Consider the following 16,299-nt stretch of genomic DNA (forward strand, 5'->3'; position numbering starts at 1 on the left):
TGCTCGCATGAAGGTCTTGGTCGTCAACAACGCCGCGCCCTTCCAGCGCGGCGGGGCCGAGGAGCTGGCCGACCATCTGGTCCGCCGCCTGAACGCCACGCCCGGCGTGCAGTCCGAGCTGGTGCGCGTACCGTTCACCTGGGAGCCCGCCGAGCGCCTGATCGAGGAGATGCTGATCTCCAAGGGCATGCGGCTCTACAATGTCGACCGCGTGATCGGCCTGAAATTCCCGGCCTATCTGATCCCGCACCAGGACAAGGTGCTGTGGCTGCTGCACCAGTTCCGCCAGGCCTATGACCTGTCCGAGGCCGGCCAGAGCCACCTCGACTTCGACGACACGGGCAGGGCGGTGAAGGCGGCGATCCGCGCGGCCGATAACGCCTGCTTCGCTGAGTGCAAGAAGATCTACTGCAACTCGCCGGTCACCCAGAACCGGCTGATGAAGTTCAACGGCGTGTCCAGCGAGGTTCTGTACCCGCCGCTGAACGACGGCGAGCTGTTCACCGGCGGCGACTATGGCGACTACATCTTCGCCGGCGGCCGGGTGGCGGCGGGCAAGCGTCAGCATCTGCTGATCGAGGCCCTGGCGCTGCTGCCGAACGGCCCACGCCTGGTCATCGCCGGTCCGCCGGAGAACCAGGCCTATGCCGACCGGCTGACCAAGCTGGTCGAGGACCTGGACCTGAAGGACCGTGTCGATCTGCGCTTTGGCTTCCATCCGCGGGCCGACATCGCGCGGTGGGCCAACGACGCCCTGGCCTGCGCCTACCTGCCCTTCGACGAGGACAGCGTCGGCTACGTCACGATGGAGGCCTTCGCTTCGGGCAAGGCCGTGCTGACCGTCACCGACTCCGGCGGCCTGCTGGAGATCGTCAGCGACGCCACGGGCGCGGTCGCCGAGCCTACGCCCCAGGCTCTGGCGCAGGCGCTTGATCGCATGACGTCGGACAAGGTTCGGGCTAAGTCATTGGGGAGCGCCGCGCGCGATCTCTGGCGCGACAAGAATGTCACATGGGAGGAGACGGTCCGCCGTCTTCTTGATTAAGCCACAAATTTTGGGTTGAAGGCCGGGTTACGGTGAGTTCCGCCCAAGTCTAGGAAACGCGAGTGCTGTCGAAAGTCCTGTCCGTTCGTTCGTCCGTCATTGCCTTGGCCCTTGCCATGGCCGTGAGCGGTCGCGCCGAGCTCGCCCACGCCGAGACCTTGGCCGACGCGATCACCGCCGCCTACCAGAGCAATCCGAACATCCAGGCCCAGCGCGCGGCCATGCGCGCCCTGGACGAGAACTACACCCAGGCGCGCGCGGCCTACGGCCTGCAGGCCAGCGCCTCGGTGTCGGAGAACTATACCCGGCAGAAGTTGGCGCGGTTGCCGAATGACACCGCCAATGAGGGGGCGGCCCAGACCAACCAGCTCTCGGTCAGCCAGGCCCTCTATACGAACGGTCGCTATGCGGCGCGTCTCGGCGGCATCGAAGCCCAGATCAAGTCTTCGCGCGAGAGCCTGCGTCGCCTGGAGATGGATCTGCTGGTCCGGGTGACCAGCGCCTACGTATCGGTTCACCGCGACCGCGAAGTTCTGCGGATCAGTAGCGGCGCCGAGTCCTGGCTGGCCAAGCAGTTACAGGACACCCAGGACAAATATTCGGTGCGCCTGGTCACTCTGACCGACGTTGAGCAGGCCAAGGCCCGTCTCGCGGCCGCCAGCACCCAGGTCGCCAACGCCCAGGCTCAGCTGAACGTCAGCGTCGCCAACTACGCGTCACTGGTGGGCCACGTGCCCGAGCAACTGGAGCCGGAGCCTGACATCGACGGCCTGCCCGCCACGCTGGACGAAGCGTTCGACACGGCCGAAAAGAACAATCCGTCGCTGATGGCCGCGCTCTACACCGAGGAGTCGTCGCGACTGGGCGTCGCCGAAGCGCGCGCGCAACGCCTGTTCTCTGTCACCGCGCGTGCCGACTATTCAAATAGCCCTTACAATTCCCTAAACGTTGGCCCCTCCCTTCGCACCGACACGCTCACCGCGGGCATTACCCTGACCCAGCCGCTGTTCAGCAGTGGCCAGCTGAATTCCTCCGTTCGCCAGTCGCTGGAGGAGAACAACCGCGACAAGCTGCTGATCGAGGACGCGCGCCGCAACATGGTGCTCAGCGTCTCGCAGTATTGGGACAATCTGGTCGCCGCGCGGAGGACCCTGGTGACGATCGAGGCTGAGATGAAGGCCGACACGGTCGCCTTTTACGGTGTCCGCGAGGAAGAGCGTTTCGCCCTGCGCAGCACGATCGAGGTGCTGAACGCCCAGGCCGAACTGCTGAACGCTCAACTGAACTTCGTGCGCAGCCGCGCGATCGAATATACCGGTCGCGTCCAGTTGTTGGCCCAACTCGGCACGCTCGAGGTCGGTGACTTGGCGCCGGGCGTCCAGTCGTACGATCCGAAGCGGAACTTCAGGAAGGTTCGATACAAGGGCATGCTGCCGACTGAGCTGATCATCCAGACGCTCGACCATGTCTCCCTGCCGATGGCGGCGAAGAAGCCCAAGGCTGGCGATACGACGCCGATCCGGCCGCCGGCCTCCGATCTGCCGGCCCCGCCGGTATCGGCCGACAAGGTGAAGCCGCCGGAGTCGATCAACGACCTGAAGTCCTTGAGCGACGACGCGCCGGTCGCGACCGCGCCCAAGGGCTAGGCGAGCGGCAAAAGCCCAGCGGTCATCGCCAGCCAGGCGTCACGATCGAACGAGACATGGCCATTGCGCGCCGTCGCGGCGGCGAGCTCTGAGCGCCAGGCGTCGTCACGGAGCATGCGCGCCAGCTTTTCGGCCGCGTCGGTCTCGTCCGCGGCGGCCCAGCGGCCCGTTCGATAGATCGCGCCGTCGCCCTCGACCGGGATCAGTTCGAAGTCGACCAGGCGGCTGGAGGCCGGGTCCATGAACTCGACGTTGGCCGACCAGCCCGTCGCCAGGGTCGGCCTGCCCAACCAGATGGCCTCGGCCAGCAGCAGGCCGTAGCCCTCGGACCTGTGCAGGGACAACACGATGTCACTGCTGCGCGTCAGTATCGCCATGTCTTGCGCCGACAGGTTTTCGGTCATCAGCCGGATCGAAGGATCGTCGGCGACCTGTAGCCGCAACGTTTCGAAGGTCTCGGCGTAGAGATCCGCCCCGACCACCTTGCAGACCAGCAGGGCGGGCCTGTTGGCCGCCTTGACGGCCTCCTGGAAGGCTCGCAGCGCGCCTGGCGGGTTCTTGCGCTGGGCGGTCGAGCGCAGGTCGAAGGCCATGAGCACCACCACACGGTCGTTCGGCAGGCCAAAGCGGGCGCGGTCGGCCGGTGGGCGCGGGTTCAGATAGAGGGGGTAGGGGACGGGCGTGACCTTGACGCGCGGTGGCGCGATCTTGCGGATGGCGTTCGCGGCGAAGGCCGAGGGAGTCCAGACCTCGTCGACCAGATCGAAGGCGGGTATCCAGTCCTGCGGGGCGTCTTCCAGCTCCCAGGCCCAGTAGCCGATGTGGCGGCGGCCTTCGAGCGGTCGGCCTTCGGTGTCGCGGGTCCAGCGCAGCAGCTCGGGCGGATTGATGTGCGAGATGACCACGCCCGTCTCGCCGTCTGCGGGCGGGGGGAAGGCGGCGGGCAGCTCAACCGGGAAACCGACCTGGGCCGAGAGGTCCACGGCCCGGGTTGGCAGGCCGGCGTCGTCGAACCCGCGCGCCAGCATGCGGGCGCCTTCGCCCAGGCCGTGGACGGCGCCATGGAAGCCGATGATGGTCACGGGCAGCGTCGCGGGCAGGTCGCGCCGCAGGGCGCGTCGTCGGGCGCGCGCCTCGGCGCGGCGCTCGGCGGCCGCTTCCATTTCCTTCTCGATCGCCTCGGTCGCGGCCCTCGTCAGAGCGCCGGGCGCCTGCACCGTCGCGTGGGCCGCGTGGCGGAGCGGGGCCGGAAGGTTTCGCCAAAGCGCGAGCAGGTGGGATTTCATGGGCAACGGCGAAAGGACGGTCCGCAAAGATCAGGTCGCGAAATCTATACCGCGTCGCCCGCACGCGAGACCACAAACAGCGCCATAGCGACGCCGTTCCTCAAATTCACGCGCTATGCGGGAGTCGGGCGTTATTGGATCAGCGATGGACCGCTCGCTCCGGCGAGAAACCGCAACGGGCTTCGCCTGGCCGGGGAATGATCGTTAAATTTTCGCCCGGCTTTGGGTGTAATCAATGTTCAGAAAAGCGTGCTGCATTGATCTTATTTAGCGGGGTATGGAAAGTAGAGTTTCATAGTTTCGCTTTTGATTGTCGCCTTAAGAATTAATGCTGTTTCAGGTAACTCTGTAAAACGAAAATCCGGATTTCTTTCGTTGGCTGGTGGAGGTTTTGGTTCGATATTACCAACCGCCGGGTGGGAAACTCAGTCTCGCCTTACAATATCGTAAGTTGCGTACCGAATTCACAACGAAATGTCAGATTCCCGCCGCAGGGCGGTTGCGAAGCCGCCCAAGTTGAGGTAAGAATGTCTTGTCTACCCACAAGACTTCCCATTAGCCCCGCCGGTGATCGATTCGCCGGCGGGGCTTATTGCATCTGGGCTGCCGATTGAGGAGCTTGGCTGAGGTCTTTGGAGGCGCGGCCAGGAGAACGCCGCGCGGGTGTCAGCGGCCTTCCGGCCCCGCTTGCCGAACGCGATCTTCCTAAATTCGATCTTCCGGCGGCGCGTCGTCGAGATGGGCCAGATGCGGGCCGTGGACGACGGGCTGGCGCTCCAGAATCTGGCGAACCTTGTGCACGGCGATCGAGGCGCGGCTGCGGCGTTGGCGCCAGAGCAGCAGGCTCATGGCTCCGACGGTGGCGACCAGGAAGGGCGCGGGCCCCAGCAGCCACACGGCCGCCGCCAGGGCGAAGTAGTAGGCGCGAACGCCAGCGTTGAAGGCCGACAGGGCGGGGTTGAGGATGCCGCCGGCGGCTTCGGCGTATTCGGCCAGCACGGCGGCCGGCGCCCACATCGGCGCGGCGCCGATGGCGGCCAGGCAGTAGTTCATCTGGCGGATCGCCCAGATGAAGTCGAGCAGGCCACGCGCCAGGGCCACCAGCACCAGGCCCAGCTTGATCTGAAACATCATCGGCGAGGTCTTGGCCAGCACGGCCAGGCCCTCGACGCTCTTCCAGGCGCTGTCGCCGCCGAATAGCACCCCGGCGGCGGCGGCGATCAGGATAAGGTTCGACGAGGCGAAGAAGCTGGCCGAATTGATCGCGTGGCCCAACAGCTGTCCGTCCAGCAGGGCCACCTCGCGCACCGCCATCTCCTGCATCCACCGGCGGCGGATGACGGTCATGTCGGTGTTGAGCACGCCGCCGCCTTCGCCCAGCCGCTTGAGCAGAGGCTCGTACAGCAGCCAGCACGCGGCGAAGACGGTCAGGACGATAATGTCGAGCAACGGCATGACGCCAACCTAGCTGGACGCGGAGAGTCGGAAAACGCCGATCAATCCTCGTGGATCAGACTATGGCGCATCGTGTCTTTCAGGAGGAGCGAGCAGACGAGGCCGACCGTCATCACCGCCGCGACATAGAGATAGAAGGTGCTCTCCATCTTCTCGTGCTTGAAGGCCAGGGCGACCATCTCGGCCGTGCCGCCGAACAGGACGTTGGCCAGGGCGTAGGGCAGGGCCACGCCCAGGGCGCGGATCTCGGCCGGGAACATCTCGGCCTTCACCACGGCGCTGATCGAGGTGTAGCAGGACTGGAAGGCCATGCCGGCCAGGATCAGAATCAGGGCGCTCGACACCGAGGTCACGTGGCTGATGCCGGTCATGATCGGCCAGATGGTCAGGGCGCCGCCGCCGAAGGCCAGGATCAACATCGGCTTGCGGCCCAAACGGTCCGACAGCCAGCCGGCCAGGGGCTGGGCCAGCATGAAGCCGATCATGCTGAGCGCGCTGATCTCCGAGGCCTGCCCCTTGCTGAAGCCGGCCGTGTTGACCAGGAACTTCTGCATGTAGGTGGTGTAGACATAGAAGGTCAGCGAACCGCCCGCCGTCAGGCCCATGATCAGCAGGCTCTCGCGCGGATGGCGGCGGACCAGCGGCACGATCAGCGACACGAAGAACGCCAGCAGGAACAACGCGCCCAGATACTGGCCGGGCTTGGCCAGCGGGCCAGTCGTGACGCCCATGACGCCGGCGATCACCGTCAGCGCCAGGAAGACCGCCGCGCTGGCCACCTGACCGCGTGACAGGCTCTCGCGCTGAGCGGAGCGCTTGAAGGCGATGCTCTCCTCCAGGCCTCGACGGATCCAGAACACCACCACGGCCAGGATCGCGCCGATGACGAACGGGATGCGCCAGCCCCAGGCCTTCAGCTCGGCCTCGCCCAGGGTCCGTTGCAGCACGATCAGCACGCCCAGCGCGATAAGCTGCCCGGCGATCAGGGTCACGTAGTGGAAGCTGGACCAGAAGCCGCGGCGGGTCTTGCCGGCCATCTCGCTCATATAGGTGGCGCTGGCGCCATACTCGCCGCCGACCGACAGGCCCTGCAGCACGCGCGCGAACAGGAGGATGGCTGGGGCCCACAGGCCGATGGTCCCGAAGTCGGGGGTGACGGCGATGATCAGCGCCCCGCCGCACATCAGGGCCACGGACGCCGACAGCGCGGCGCGACGGCCGGCATGGTCGGCGTACATCCCCATCAGCCAGGCGCCGATGGGCCGGGCCACGAAACCCAGGAAGAAGACCGCCGCCGCCTGCAGCAGTTGCACGGTCTGGTCGCCCTTGGGAAAGAAGGCGGGCGCGAAATAGAGGGTGAAGGCGGCGTAGGCGAACCAGTCGTACCATTCGACGAGATTGCCGGCCGAGCCGCCCAGGATGGCCTTGGCGCGGGCCACGGGCGACAGGCGCGCTCCGGATGTCGCGTCGGCGGTCGCCGTCATGTGAACTCCCCTCCCATTTGGGAGGGGAGCTTAGGCGAACGGCGTTCCGGAGCAACCACCGGGTCATCAGAATGGATGACCCGGCTCTCCGAAAGAGGCGCTAGATGCGGCCGAGCAGAACCAGGATGATGAGAATGATCAGGATCAGGCCCAGACCGCCCGAGGGGAAATAGCCCCACGAACGACTGTGCCCCCAGGTCGGCAGCGCGCCGATCAGAGCCAGGATCAGGATGATGATGAGGATCGTGCCGAGCATGGTCCGAAAGTCCTTGAAGCCTGCGTCCGCCACCACGGCGACGCTAGGGTCTTGCTTTCGGGAATTCTCGGCGGCGCTTGTCGGTTCCGCGCCGTTTGGTTCCGCCTAGGCTGGGGTGTCCTCGGCCTTGCGCAGGCGGATGGCCCACAGCGCCCCGATCACCGCGCCCTTGACGCGCGGCAGCAGCAGCAGGGTCAGGGTGGCCAGCGTCGTCAGGCAGACGGGCACGACGATCAGCGGCGGCCCCTCCCAGATCACCGGAAACAACAGCAGTGGGGCCACGACAAGATGGCCGACCAGCAGGATGGTGAAATAGGCTGGGCCGTCGTCGGCCGGATAGCTGCCCAGTTCGTGGCCGCAGGCCTCGCACACCGGCTCGACCTTCAGGTAACCACGATACAGACGGCCCTCGCCGCAGTTGGGGCAGTGATGCCGCACGCCGCGCGTAAGGCCGACGAGCATGGGCGGTGCGGAGGACTGGAACTCTGACATGCCGCTCATATGCGCTTTCGGATCCGGCGGGAAAAGGGCGACCAGCCGTCGCACGGCGACGTTATGTCCAAACTTGCTGTAAGATCTTGTAGATTTTTGCCGCCGGTAGAACGTGGCGCCCCTTAAAATCAGTCTCGATCAAGCGATGCAAACGATATCCGGACGGCTCGTACACTGGTTCTGGTCAACGCCCGTTATTTCAGAAGCTGCGTTCGGGACCGTGAGTCCTTGATCGGACGTCTCTGGAACAGTTGTCGGGAGGCGGCGTTAATCGTCTGGATTGCAGACGAGACGCGCCATGACGCCAGAACGCCCAACCGAACCCGATCCCGGCCCGGAAACGCCGCCACGCGAGGGCGTTGGCGCTTCCAAGGCCGAACACGCCGTCCGTCACGCGTCGGACAGCGCCGTCGCGCCGCATGAGAAGCAGGCGATCGGCGCGGAGACCTCGCGCGAGGAAGACGCTTAGCGGCTAGTGCTTGGCGTCGCGAGCGGCGCCGGCGACGGCCTTGCCAGCCGACGAGACGTCGCGACCCGCGCCTTCGATGGTGTTGCAGGCCGAGACCAGCAGGGCGGCCGCGGCGGCGGCGAGGACGACGAACTTACGCATAGATCAGAGCTCCAGCTTGGAAGGCGGCGGACCTTAACCGTGGGCCGCGCCGAGCTTCAAGAGCCCAACGCGGCTTAAGGATCAGCGCACCCGGCGGACCGAGCTGTAACGGTCGTTCTGCTTCCTGGGCAGGCTGGCCATATCGTAGTCGTATCGCCAGCACTTGCCCTGATAGTAGGCGTGCTCGCAGAACTCCCACGATCCGCGCCGGATGCGCATGGACGAGACGCGGTCGTTGAAACCGAGGCGCGACAGGTCCGGCACGTCGCCGCGCAGCGGGCGGGCCTCGCCGCGGAAGCCGTCGTGCTCGAACAGCACCACCTCGCCCCCAGGACCCCAGCGGCCGTCACGGCGATCGTCCCAACGGTCATGGCGACGGTCGTCGCGGTGATCATAGCGGTCGTCGCGGTCCTGGTAGCGGTCCTGGGCGACGGCGCCCGTGGCCGCCAGGGCGATGGCCCCGCAGACGATCAGAAAGGCGATCTTGCGCATGATGGCGACCTCCTAGCGGACGCGACGGATCGAGCTGATCGCGTCGTTCCATTCGCGGGGCAGGATGGCCTGGTCGGCGTCCAGGCGGCTGCAGCGGCCCTGATAGTTGGCGTGTTCGCAGATCTCCCAGCGGCCGCCGGCGCGGCCGATCTGGATCGACGAGGCCTTGTCGTTGAACTTGACGGCGCCGAGGTCGGGCATGTCGCCGTTCACCTCGAAGGCGCGTCCCTGGTAATTGGGATCCTCGAACAGCACGACCCCGTCGCGCGAGCCGCCGGGGCGACCGCCACCGCCGTTGTTCCAGCCGCCGCCATTATTCCAGCCGCCGCCGTTGTTGCCGCCCCAGCCGCCGCCTTGCCCCGGACCGTTGAAGCCCGCGCATTCCAGGCGACCGTCGCGGTTCTCCAGACCCTGGCCGCCGCAGTCGCGCGCGCGGGCGCTGGTCCACTCCCAGCCGCCGCGGCTGGTTTGGCAACGGGCCCAGACCTGGCCGTTGAAGGCCGTGATCTCGCGGCAGGACTGGGTGTAGGAGCCGCGCGGCGGATCGTCGTAGCGGCCGTTCCAATTCGGCACCTGGGCCGAGGCCGCGCCCGCGAACGCGACAACGGAAAGGGCCATCAGGCCAAGGGTCTTGCGCATGTCTCTGTTTCCCCACCAAGGAAGGCTTCGTCGTGTGAAGCCCAGCTAACCGTCCCCCAACTGAACGGCGCCTGAACGGTCTAGCTCTGAAAGTTAACGCTCGCCCGGGCGATAGTCGACCTTAACGTGTCCTTTCAGCTGTTCCTCGGTGAACCAGACCGGCTTGGTCTTCATCGCCACGAACAGCGGCGTCTGGTCGGCATAGTGCGGCGAGGCGGCGTCGAGGGTGGCCGAGCCGAACTGGTGGATGCTCTCCGAGCGCAGCGTCCCGGCTCTGTCCCAGGTGACGAACATGATGAAGGTGTCGCCGCCGTCGGCCGTGGTCGTGCCATCCGTCTCCGGCTTGCCCCAGACCGAGCGATAGGTGTCGGCCGCCCCGTCGATCGGCAGGTCCACGCTTCCGCGCCGGATGCGGTTGACCTGACCCCATTCGGGATCGAGGCGACCGAAGTGGGTCTTCAGCCTCTTGATCGCCGCCTGGAGGCTGGCCAGCGGCGTCGGGGCCGGATCACCGTTCGAGCGGGCGAACAGGATCGGCTGGGTCATCAGCGCCGCCAGAGCCGCGCCGCGATCATGAACGTCGGCTTTCTTGTCCCACGCGCGCAGAATGGCCTGGGCCTTGGCGAGATCGGCGTCGCCCTTCGGATCGATGGCGGTGACCTCGCGGACCATCTCCATCACCGACGAGCGGTCGCTGAACGCCACGTCGAACTTATGGGCGCGGAAGCTCGTGTCGGTGATCGCATGGTCGGTCCCGAAGGTCTCCAGCGCCCGCCAGGCGCGGTTGGTCATGTTGGTCTGCAGGCCCATCGAGGCGGGGAAGGCCTCGGGCCTGAGATTGTCGGCCGCCTCGCTGGCCTGGAAGGGGCTGTTGTTGGAGTTGAACACCAGACCCGACTTCGGATTCCACAGCTGCGGCGTCTGCTCAGGCGGACGGTAACCCCGCCAGATCAGGTCCGAGCGGTCGCCGGGCAAGATCCCCTTCCAGTCGGCGTCGACGGTGCGGTTGGGGTATTGGCCGTTATGCACGAAGCCGATGTTCCCGGCCTTGTCGGCATAGACGTAGTTCAGGCTGGGGATGGCGTGGGTGGCGATGGCGGCGCGCCATTCCTCGACGGTGCGGGCGCGGTTCAGCCGCCAGTACTGCAACGGCTGGCGCCATTCGCCCATGCCGGCGTAGCGGATGGCGAAGACGCCGTGATCGGTCTCCAGCACCGGTCCGTGGACCGAGCGCAGCACGGCCTTCCTCACCGGCAGCACGATCGGGCCCAGGAGCTTCACACGCAGGGTCACGTAGCGCTTGTCGAAGTCCTTCCACTGGCCGTCCAGCCTGTACTGGTTCTTGTTCGCCGGGTTGAGGGTCAGGCGGTAGATGTCCACCAGGTCGGGCTTGGAGACCGTATTGGCCCAGCCCAGATTGGCGTTGTGGCCGTGCAGCATGAACGGCGCGCCGGGGAAGAAGCCGCCGGCCACGTGCCAGCCTTCGCCGCTCTCGACCACGGCCTCGTACCAGGCGACCGGGCCTGTATAGGGCTGGTGCGAATTGACCAGCAGCCGCGTGGCCCCATCGGCGCTGCGCGAAGGCGCGGTCGCCAGGCCGTTCGAGCCCTTGGCCGGCGGCGGCGGGGCGTCCGGTGTCGTGAGGCGCTTCAGCTCCCCGTCCAGGCCGTAGAAGAACGGCTGCTTGAAGACGAAGCCGGCCTCGATGTCACGCCCGGTCAGAGGCAGCAGGCCCGCCTTGACCTTCTCCGGGTGCTTGGCGGCATAGACGCTGACCCCGTCGGCATAGGCCTCCATGATCTTGCGTAGCTCGGCCGGCAGCTCGCCGTAGTGGGCGTTGGTCGTCGGCCAGACGTCGAGCAGGGCGGTGACATAGTCGGTCGGCGCGGCGGCCTTGCCCTTGTCGCGGGCCAGCACGCCCCGGGTGGCCAGCACCACGTCCTGCAGGGTGGCGAAGTCGTCCTCGCTCTGGGCGTAGCCGAGACCGAAGGCGGCGTCGGCGTCGGTCTTGCCCAGCACGTGCGGCACGCCCCAGTCGTCGCGACGGATGCGGACGTCGTAGGTCTTGGCCTTGTCGAGCAAGGCCTGGCGGGCAGGGGCCTTGGGCAGGCTGGCCTGGTCGATGACGATCAAGCCCGCAGCCGCCAGCGCCACGAGCGCCAGCAAGGCGCCGATCCCGCGCAGGATCCACTTCATCCGAGCCTCCCCAGCCCATTATTTGTTACCGACGATCATGCGGGGCGCGCTTGGTCGTGCCTAGGGCCGGTTTCGACGAAAGCTGGCTGAAACGTCGCGAGAACGTCGTTCGCCATCCCTAACTGGGCTGCTAGGTTCGATTTAAGCAAAGAGGGAGGCGGCCCATGGCTCGCAAGCACTTGGTTTCGGTACTCGCCGGCGTTCTGGCTTTCGGGGCGCTCAGCGTCGGCGGCGGCGCGTTCGCCCAGGTTCCGGCCAATATCGAGAAGGCCCTGGCTGATCCGTCGCGTCCCGCCGCCCATACGGCCCGCGACGCCGCCCGCCACCCCGGCGAGGTCCTGGCCCTGGCCGAGGTCAAGCCCGGCGACACGGTCATCGATTACATCATGGGCGGCGGCTATTTCACCCGCATCCTGTCGGCCGCCGTCGGTCCCAAGGGCGTGGTCTATGCCTATCAGCCGGCCGAGTTCATCAAGTTCAAGGCTCAGTACGGCGAGGACCAGAAGACGGTCGCGGCCGCTCTCGCCAACGTCAAGCCGCTGAACGGGCCGATGACCGCGCTGGACCTGCCGGACGGCGCCGACGTGGCGATCACGGTCCAGAACTATCACGACCAGCACCTGAAACCGTTTCCGGTCGACACCGCGGCCAAGGCCAATGCCGAGATCTTCAAGTCGCTGAAGCCGGGCGGTGTCTTCCTGGTCATCGACCACGCGGCCCTGCCCGGCGCGACCACGGCGCCGGACGCCCTGCACCGCATCGACATCGCCCAGGTGAAGAGCGAGGTCGAGGCCGCCGGGTTCAAGCTGGAGGCCGAGAGCCCGCTGCTGGCGAGCGCGGCCGATCCTCATACGGCGAGCGTGTTCGACCCGAGCATTCGCGGGAAGACGGATCAGTTCATCCTGAAGTTCCGCAAGCCGAAGTGATGCAAACCCTTGTCATCCCGGAAGCCTCGTAGAGGCTGTCCGGGACTCAGGGGCGGCCGGCACGACGCTCATGCACCCCCTGGTCCCGGACAAGCCTTGCAGGCTTTCCGGGATGACAAGTTTTGGTGCGTGTGGAAGGGCTACTTCGCCCGCGCCTCCGCGCCCATGAACACCACCTTGGCGCCCTTGTTCACGGCCGAGCCCAGCTCGGCAGCGTCCCAGTTGGTCAGGCGCACGCAGCCGTGCGAGGCGCGCTTGTTGACCAGCTTGGGATCGGGCGTGCCGTGGATGCCGTAGGTGTCCTTGGTCAGGTCGATCCAGGTCGAGCCGACTGGGTTGTTCGGCCCCGCCTTGATGGTCAGCTTGCCCTTGGGCTTGCCGAACGTCAGGCGCGACGGGTCGTAGGTGTAGGTCGGCCTGGGCGCCAGGGTGCGCACGGCCCATTCGCCGGTCGGCGCGGGACGCTCGGTGCTGCCGACCGTCGCCGGATAGGTCGCCAGCAGGGCGCCGTCCTTGTCGAAGGCGCGGACCTGCCCCAGAGCCTTGTCGATCTCGATGCGGTCGACCTTGCGATCCAAGGTGTCGGCGCCGGCGGACGTCACCACGATCGTCGTTCCCGCCGCGCCGAAGTCGACGCCGGGATTCAGCGCCTGCAGCAGCGCCTCGTCCATGTGGAAGCGTTCGGCCAGCATTTCGAGCGGGGTCATGTAGTCGAGGGCCGGCAGCTTGGCCATCGCCTCGTAGTCGTCCTTGGGGATCGGCGGCGAGAACGGGCCGGCCTCGTCCTGGGCGGTGATCGTGTAGTCGACCAGCACCGGCCCGGCGTCTCCGGCGGTCAGGGTGTCGATCAGTTGTTGCGTGATCTGACCGTCGGCCGTCAGGCTGCGCGAGGTCTGGAAGGCCTTGATCGCCAGGGTCAGGTTCGTACCATCGCGGCCGTCGATGACGCCCGGCGAGAAGTGGGCGCGGTCCAGCAGGGTCTGGATGCGGACCAGCAGATTGCGGCGCGCCTCGGGATCGGTGGCGGCGGGATCGAAGGTCGCGGCGTTGATCGTCTGGGCCAGCGGCGAGCTGGCCGCGACAGCCGCCGGCGCGGCGACGACCGGTGGCTGAGCGGGCGCGGACTTCTGGACCGTCTTGGCCGGCGCGGGCTTGGCCGGTGGCTTGTCGTCGCAGGCCGACAGGGCCAGCACGGCGATCAGGGCGAAACGGGAAACCAGGACGGTCATAAGAACTCCAGACGGAACGACTGCCCCGTCTCAAGGCTTGAGCCATGGCGAAGTTCCGTGGGATCGCGAGGCCAAATGCGGGGATCGACTTGAGGGCGCTGCGACGATGGCTTTGGGGCCTTGGCCTTCTGTTGCTGGCGGGCGGCGGGTTCTGGCTATGGGTGACGTGGCCCAGCGGCGGAGCCCCTCCAAGACCCGCTCAGCCGCGCGACGAGAGCGCCTACGCGACGCCGGCGGAACAGCACTTCACCTCCATCGACCCGCCGTCGGCCCCAACGCCGCTGGCTGGCGCGGCGGAGACCTGCGATGGAACCGACGCCCCCGACACCGCCGCCGCCGTCAACGCCGCCTCGCTGTCGACCCTGGCCTGGTCCCCGTTCGGCAAGCCAGAGACCGGATGGGAGATCTACGCCCCACGGATCGCCGCCGAGATCGGCACGACCTGTGGCCCAGGCTCGAACGGCTTCGCCTCGGCCCTGGCGCGCTGGCAGGGCGCGCATGGCCTGCGGCAGACCGGTGTCGTCGACCCCGCGGTGTTCGGCGTCATGCTGGTCCGCTGGCATCTGGCGCGACCGTTCGTGCGCGTGAACCGCGTGGGCATGTGCCCCGGCGCGCCGCCCGAGGCCAGTCTCGCCCAGGCCGGTCCCAAGGAGAGCTATGGCGGCAAGGCCATCCGCCTGACGCCCGGCGCGCTGGAGGCCTATCGGAGGATGGTCGCCGAGGCGCGGTCGGCGGGCGTCTTGCCTCGGCCGGAGTCGCTGACGATCTTCTCGGGCTTCCGCGCCCCGGACGCCGACGCCCAGCGGTGCGCGCGAGACAACAACTGCCAGGGCTTGAGGCGCACCATCTGCTCGGCCCACCGCACCGGCCTGGCCGTGGACCTGGTCATCGACGCCGCGCCGGGCTCTAGACCGGACAGTTCAGCCGACGCCAACCGGCTCGTCATGGCGCGCTCGTCGGTCTATCGCTGGATGGTCGTGAACGCGCCGCGGTTCGGCTTCGTCAACTACGCCTACGAGCCCTGGCACTGGGAGTGGACGGGCGAGCCGCTGCTGCCGGGCGTGCCGATCTCGAGCCTGCCCCAGGAAGGCTCCGAGCCGATCACGGAACCCGCGGATCAGCCCACGTCCGGAACGCCGGCCTCTGGCTCAGCCGCTCGTAATAGGCGGTGAGCGTCGGCCAGTCCTCGCGCTCGATCGGGCTGAACAGCCAGCGGTGGACCGACAGGCCCAGCACGATATCGGCCAGGGTGAACGTGTCGCCCGCGACATAGGCGCCGGTGTCCAGCAGCCGCGCGCTGAGCAGGCCCATGGCCGTGTTCCACGCCGCGACGCTGGCCGCGATCTGCTTGGGATCGTCGAAGCCGGGCGTCTTGCGCACCAGGCCGGCGAAGGCGTGGCGCCAGGCGGTGTTCAGCTCGGTGCACTGCCAGTCCATCCACTGATCGACCAGCGCGCGTTGGCGGCGGTCGGCCGGGAACAGCGGGGTGTCGGCCGCCACGTAGCGGCAGATCGCGTTGCTCTCCCAGACCGGGCCGTGCTCATCGATCAGCACCGGCACCAGGGCGTTGGGGTTCAGCGCGACGAACTTCGGGTCGCTGGTGGGCGCGAAGCCTTGCCCCCAGTCCTCGCGCTCATAGGCCACGCCCAGTTCGTCCAGGGTCCAGAGGACCTTGCGGACGTTGATGGACGAGACGCGGCCGAGGACCTTGGGGATCGTCACCGGGTCATCCAGGGTCTGGACTTGCCGGTCGGGGCCGCGACGCTGGAGCGTTCGATCTTGCCGGTCGAGGCCTTGGCTCCGTGGCCGTGCTTGCCTTGGGCGGCCTTCTTCAGGCGCAGGGCGCGCTGCATCGGCGTTTCATCGGCCGGGACTTCGGGTTTGTCGGTCATGAAGGCGATGTAGGCCTGTAAAGACGCCTTGAGAAGGCCGCGCTTGAGGGTCACTTTGGAAAGATGTCGCGCCGCCGTTCGGTTCCCGTCCTGATCGCTTTCGCCGTGCTGGCCGCCGCGGGCGCGCACGCCCAGACGAAGCCGTCTCCGGAAGGCCCCAACACCGTCTCGCCCGTCCTGATCCTGCCGCCGACCTCGCCGCCGAACCTGGTCTCGACCTATCCGGCCCAGGACCAGACCGTGCCGCCGGGCGTGCTGATCCTCAAGGCCGCCTTCGACCAGCAGATGTCGCCGAGCGCCTGGAACTACGCCGCCGCGCCGGGCGCCGAGCCGATGGACTGCGTGAAGACGCCCCGGCTGCTGGGCGACCAGAAGACCTTCGTCCTGCTGTGCCGGGTGCTGGCCAACCGCACCTACGGCGTGACCTTCAACGCCGAGCGGACCGGCGGCTTCGCCAATCTCGGCGAGAACCCGGCCCATACCGCGGTGCTGACCTTCAAGGTCGACGCCGACGCGCCGGTGACCACCGTGCGCCGCGCCATGGAGGCCGCCAAGCTGCAGGCCGACCAGATGCCGGTGCAGGACGCGCCCATGGCCGTGGCGGGCGCGATGAAACAGCCAAGTTTACCCTAGCTTGTGGCGTAACACTCC

18 protein-coding genes are annotated in these 16,299 nt (G+C 67.3%); 6 read left to right on the forward strand and 12 right to left on the reverse strand.

Features of this window, described 5'->3' with window-relative positions:
* Positions 1 to 7: 7 nt before the first annotated feature.
* Together AC1RNC_RS01555 and AC1RNC_RS01560 are read left to right on the forward strand one after the other, a co-directional pair.
* A complete protein-coding gene (locus AC1RNC_RS01555; protein WP_492883151.1) occupies positions 8 to 1,045 on the forward strand; it encodes a glycosyltransferase family 4 protein in 1,038 nt (345 codons plus the stop codon).
* A 116-nt stretch (positions 1,046 to 1,161) separates the two neighbouring features.
* On the forward strand, positions 1,162 to 2,691 hold the full coding sequence (locus AC1RNC_RS01560; protein ID WP_492883153.1) for a TolC family protein: 1,530 nt from the start codon (positions 1,162 to 1,164) through the stop codon (positions 2,689 to 2,691).
* Here the strand turns inward: AC1RNC_RS01560 and AC1RNC_RS01565 are convergent.
* The 5 genes from AC1RNC_RS01565 to AC1RNC_RS01585 form a co-directional block, all read right to left on the reverse strand.
* Entirely contained in the window at positions 2,688 to 3,977 is a 1,290-nt protein-coding gene (locus tag AC1RNC_RS01565; RefSeq protein ID WP_492883155.1) for a glycosyltransferase family protein, read from the reverse strand. The genes AC1RNC_RS01560 and AC1RNC_RS01565 overlap by 4 nt on opposite strands.
* 705 nt (positions 3,978 to 4,682) lie before the next feature.
* Positions 4,683 to 5,432, reverse strand: coding sequence for a DUF599 domain-containing protein (locus AC1RNC_RS01570; RefSeq protein WP_492883157.1), 750 nt, complete (start codon positions 5,430 to 5,432; stop codon positions 4,683 to 4,685).
* A 41-nt stretch (positions 5,433 to 5,473) separates the two neighbouring features.
* Entirely contained in the window at positions 5,474 to 6,916 is a 1,443-nt protein-coding gene (locus tag AC1RNC_RS01575; protein ID WP_492883159.1) for an MFS transporter, read from the reverse strand.
* 100 nt (positions 6,917 to 7,016) lie between these two features.
* Entirely contained in the window at positions 7,017 to 7,172 is a 156-nt protein-coding gene (locus AC1RNC_RS01580; RefSeq protein WP_099580360.1) for a DUF3309 family protein, read from the reverse strand.
* A 105-nt stretch (positions 7,173 to 7,277) separates the two neighbouring features.
* On the reverse strand, positions 7,278 to 7,673 hold the full coding sequence (locus tag AC1RNC_RS01585; protein WP_492883161.1) for a DUF983 domain-containing protein: 396 nt from the start codon (positions 7,671 to 7,673) through the stop codon (positions 7,278 to 7,280).
* Positions 7,674 to 7,962: 289 nt separating this feature from the next.
* Between AC1RNC_RS01585 and AC1RNC_RS01590 the strand changes: the two genes are divergently transcribed.
* On the forward strand, positions 7,963 to 8,133 hold the full coding sequence (locus AC1RNC_RS01590; RefSeq protein WP_492883163.1) for a hypothetical protein: 171 nt from the start codon (positions 7,963 to 7,965) through the stop codon (positions 8,131 to 8,133).
* A gap of 3 nt (positions 8,134 to 8,136) precedes the next feature.
* Here the strand turns inward: AC1RNC_RS01590 and AC1RNC_RS01595 are convergent, their stop codons facing one another.
* From AC1RNC_RS01595 to AC1RNC_RS01610, 4 genes are all read right to left on the reverse strand, one after another.
* Complete coding sequence (locus AC1RNC_RS01595) at positions 8,137 to 8,274, reverse strand: entericidin A/B family lipoprotein (RefSeq protein ID WP_099580356.1); 138 nt, start codon at positions 8,272 to 8,274, stop codon at positions 8,137 to 8,139.
* An 81-nt stretch (positions 8,275 to 8,355) separates the two neighbouring features.
* Positions 8,356 to 8,766, reverse strand: coding sequence for a beta/gamma crystallin-related protein (locus tag AC1RNC_RS01600; protein WP_492883166.1), 411 nt, complete (start codon positions 8,764 to 8,766; stop codon positions 8,356 to 8,358).
* 12 nt (positions 8,767 to 8,778) lie between these two features.
* Positions 8,779 to 9,405 (reverse strand): beta/gamma-crystallin, encoded by a 627-nt coding sequence (locus AC1RNC_RS01605; protein WP_492883167.1) that lies wholly within the window; start codon positions 9,403 to 9,405, stop codon positions 8,779 to 8,781.
* A 93-nt stretch (positions 9,406 to 9,498) separates the two neighbouring features.
* On the reverse strand, positions 9,499 to 11,601 hold the full coding sequence (locus AC1RNC_RS01610) for an acylase (protein ID WP_492883169.1): 2,103 nt from the start codon (positions 11,599 to 11,601) through the stop codon (positions 9,499 to 9,501).
* A 164-nt stretch (positions 11,602 to 11,765) separates the two neighbouring features.
* Here AC1RNC_RS01610 and AC1RNC_RS01615 point away from each other — a divergent pair, with 164 nt between their 5' ends.
* Entirely contained in the window at positions 11,766 to 12,527 is a 762-nt protein-coding gene (locus tag AC1RNC_RS01615; RefSeq protein WP_492883171.1) for a class I SAM-dependent methyltransferase, read from the forward strand.
* 140 nt (positions 12,528 to 12,667) lie between these two features.
* Here the strand turns inward: AC1RNC_RS01615 and AC1RNC_RS01620 are convergent, their stop codons facing one another.
* Complete coding sequence (locus tag AC1RNC_RS01620) at positions 12,668 to 13,756, reverse strand: L,D-transpeptidase family protein (RefSeq protein WP_492883173.1); 1,089 nt, start codon at positions 13,754 to 13,756, stop codon at positions 12,668 to 12,670.
* Positions 13,757 to 13,845: 89 nt separating this feature from the next.
* Here AC1RNC_RS01620 and AC1RNC_RS01625 point away from each other — a divergent pair, with 89 nt between their 5' ends.
* On the forward strand, positions 13,846 to 14,928 hold the full coding sequence (locus tag AC1RNC_RS01625) for a D-alanyl-D-alanine carboxypeptidase family protein (RefSeq protein WP_492883175.1): 1,083 nt from the start codon (positions 13,846 to 13,848) through the stop codon (positions 14,926 to 14,928).
* Here AC1RNC_RS01625 and AC1RNC_RS01630 read toward each other — a convergent pair.
* The gene (locus AC1RNC_RS01630; RefSeq protein ID WP_492883177.1) at positions 14,858 to 15,478 is read right to left on the reverse strand and encodes a glutathione S-transferase family protein; all 621 of its coding nucleotides are present in this window, start codon (positions 15,476 to 15,478) and stop codon (positions 14,858 to 14,860) included. The two genes, AC1RNC_RS01625 and AC1RNC_RS01630, sit on opposite strands and share 71 nt — an antisense overlap.
* Entirely contained in the window at positions 15,475 to 15,648 is a 174-nt protein-coding gene (locus AC1RNC_RS01635; RefSeq protein ID WP_492836079.1) for a hypothetical protein, read from the reverse strand. Before AC1RNC_RS01635 ends, AC1RNC_RS01630 begins: the two co-directional genes overlap by 4 nt.
* 63 nt (positions 15,649 to 15,711) lie before the next feature.
* Here AC1RNC_RS01635 and AC1RNC_RS01640 point away from each other — a divergent pair, with 63 nt between their 5' ends.
* On the forward strand, positions 15,712 to 16,281 hold the full coding sequence (locus tag AC1RNC_RS01640; protein ID WP_492883179.1) for a hypothetical protein: 570 nt from the start codon (positions 15,712 to 15,714) through the stop codon (positions 16,279 to 16,281).
* Positions 16,282 to 16,299: the final 18 nt, after the last annotated feature.

Source organism: Caulobacter sp. GW822-FHT01G02 (assembly GCF_058802865.1).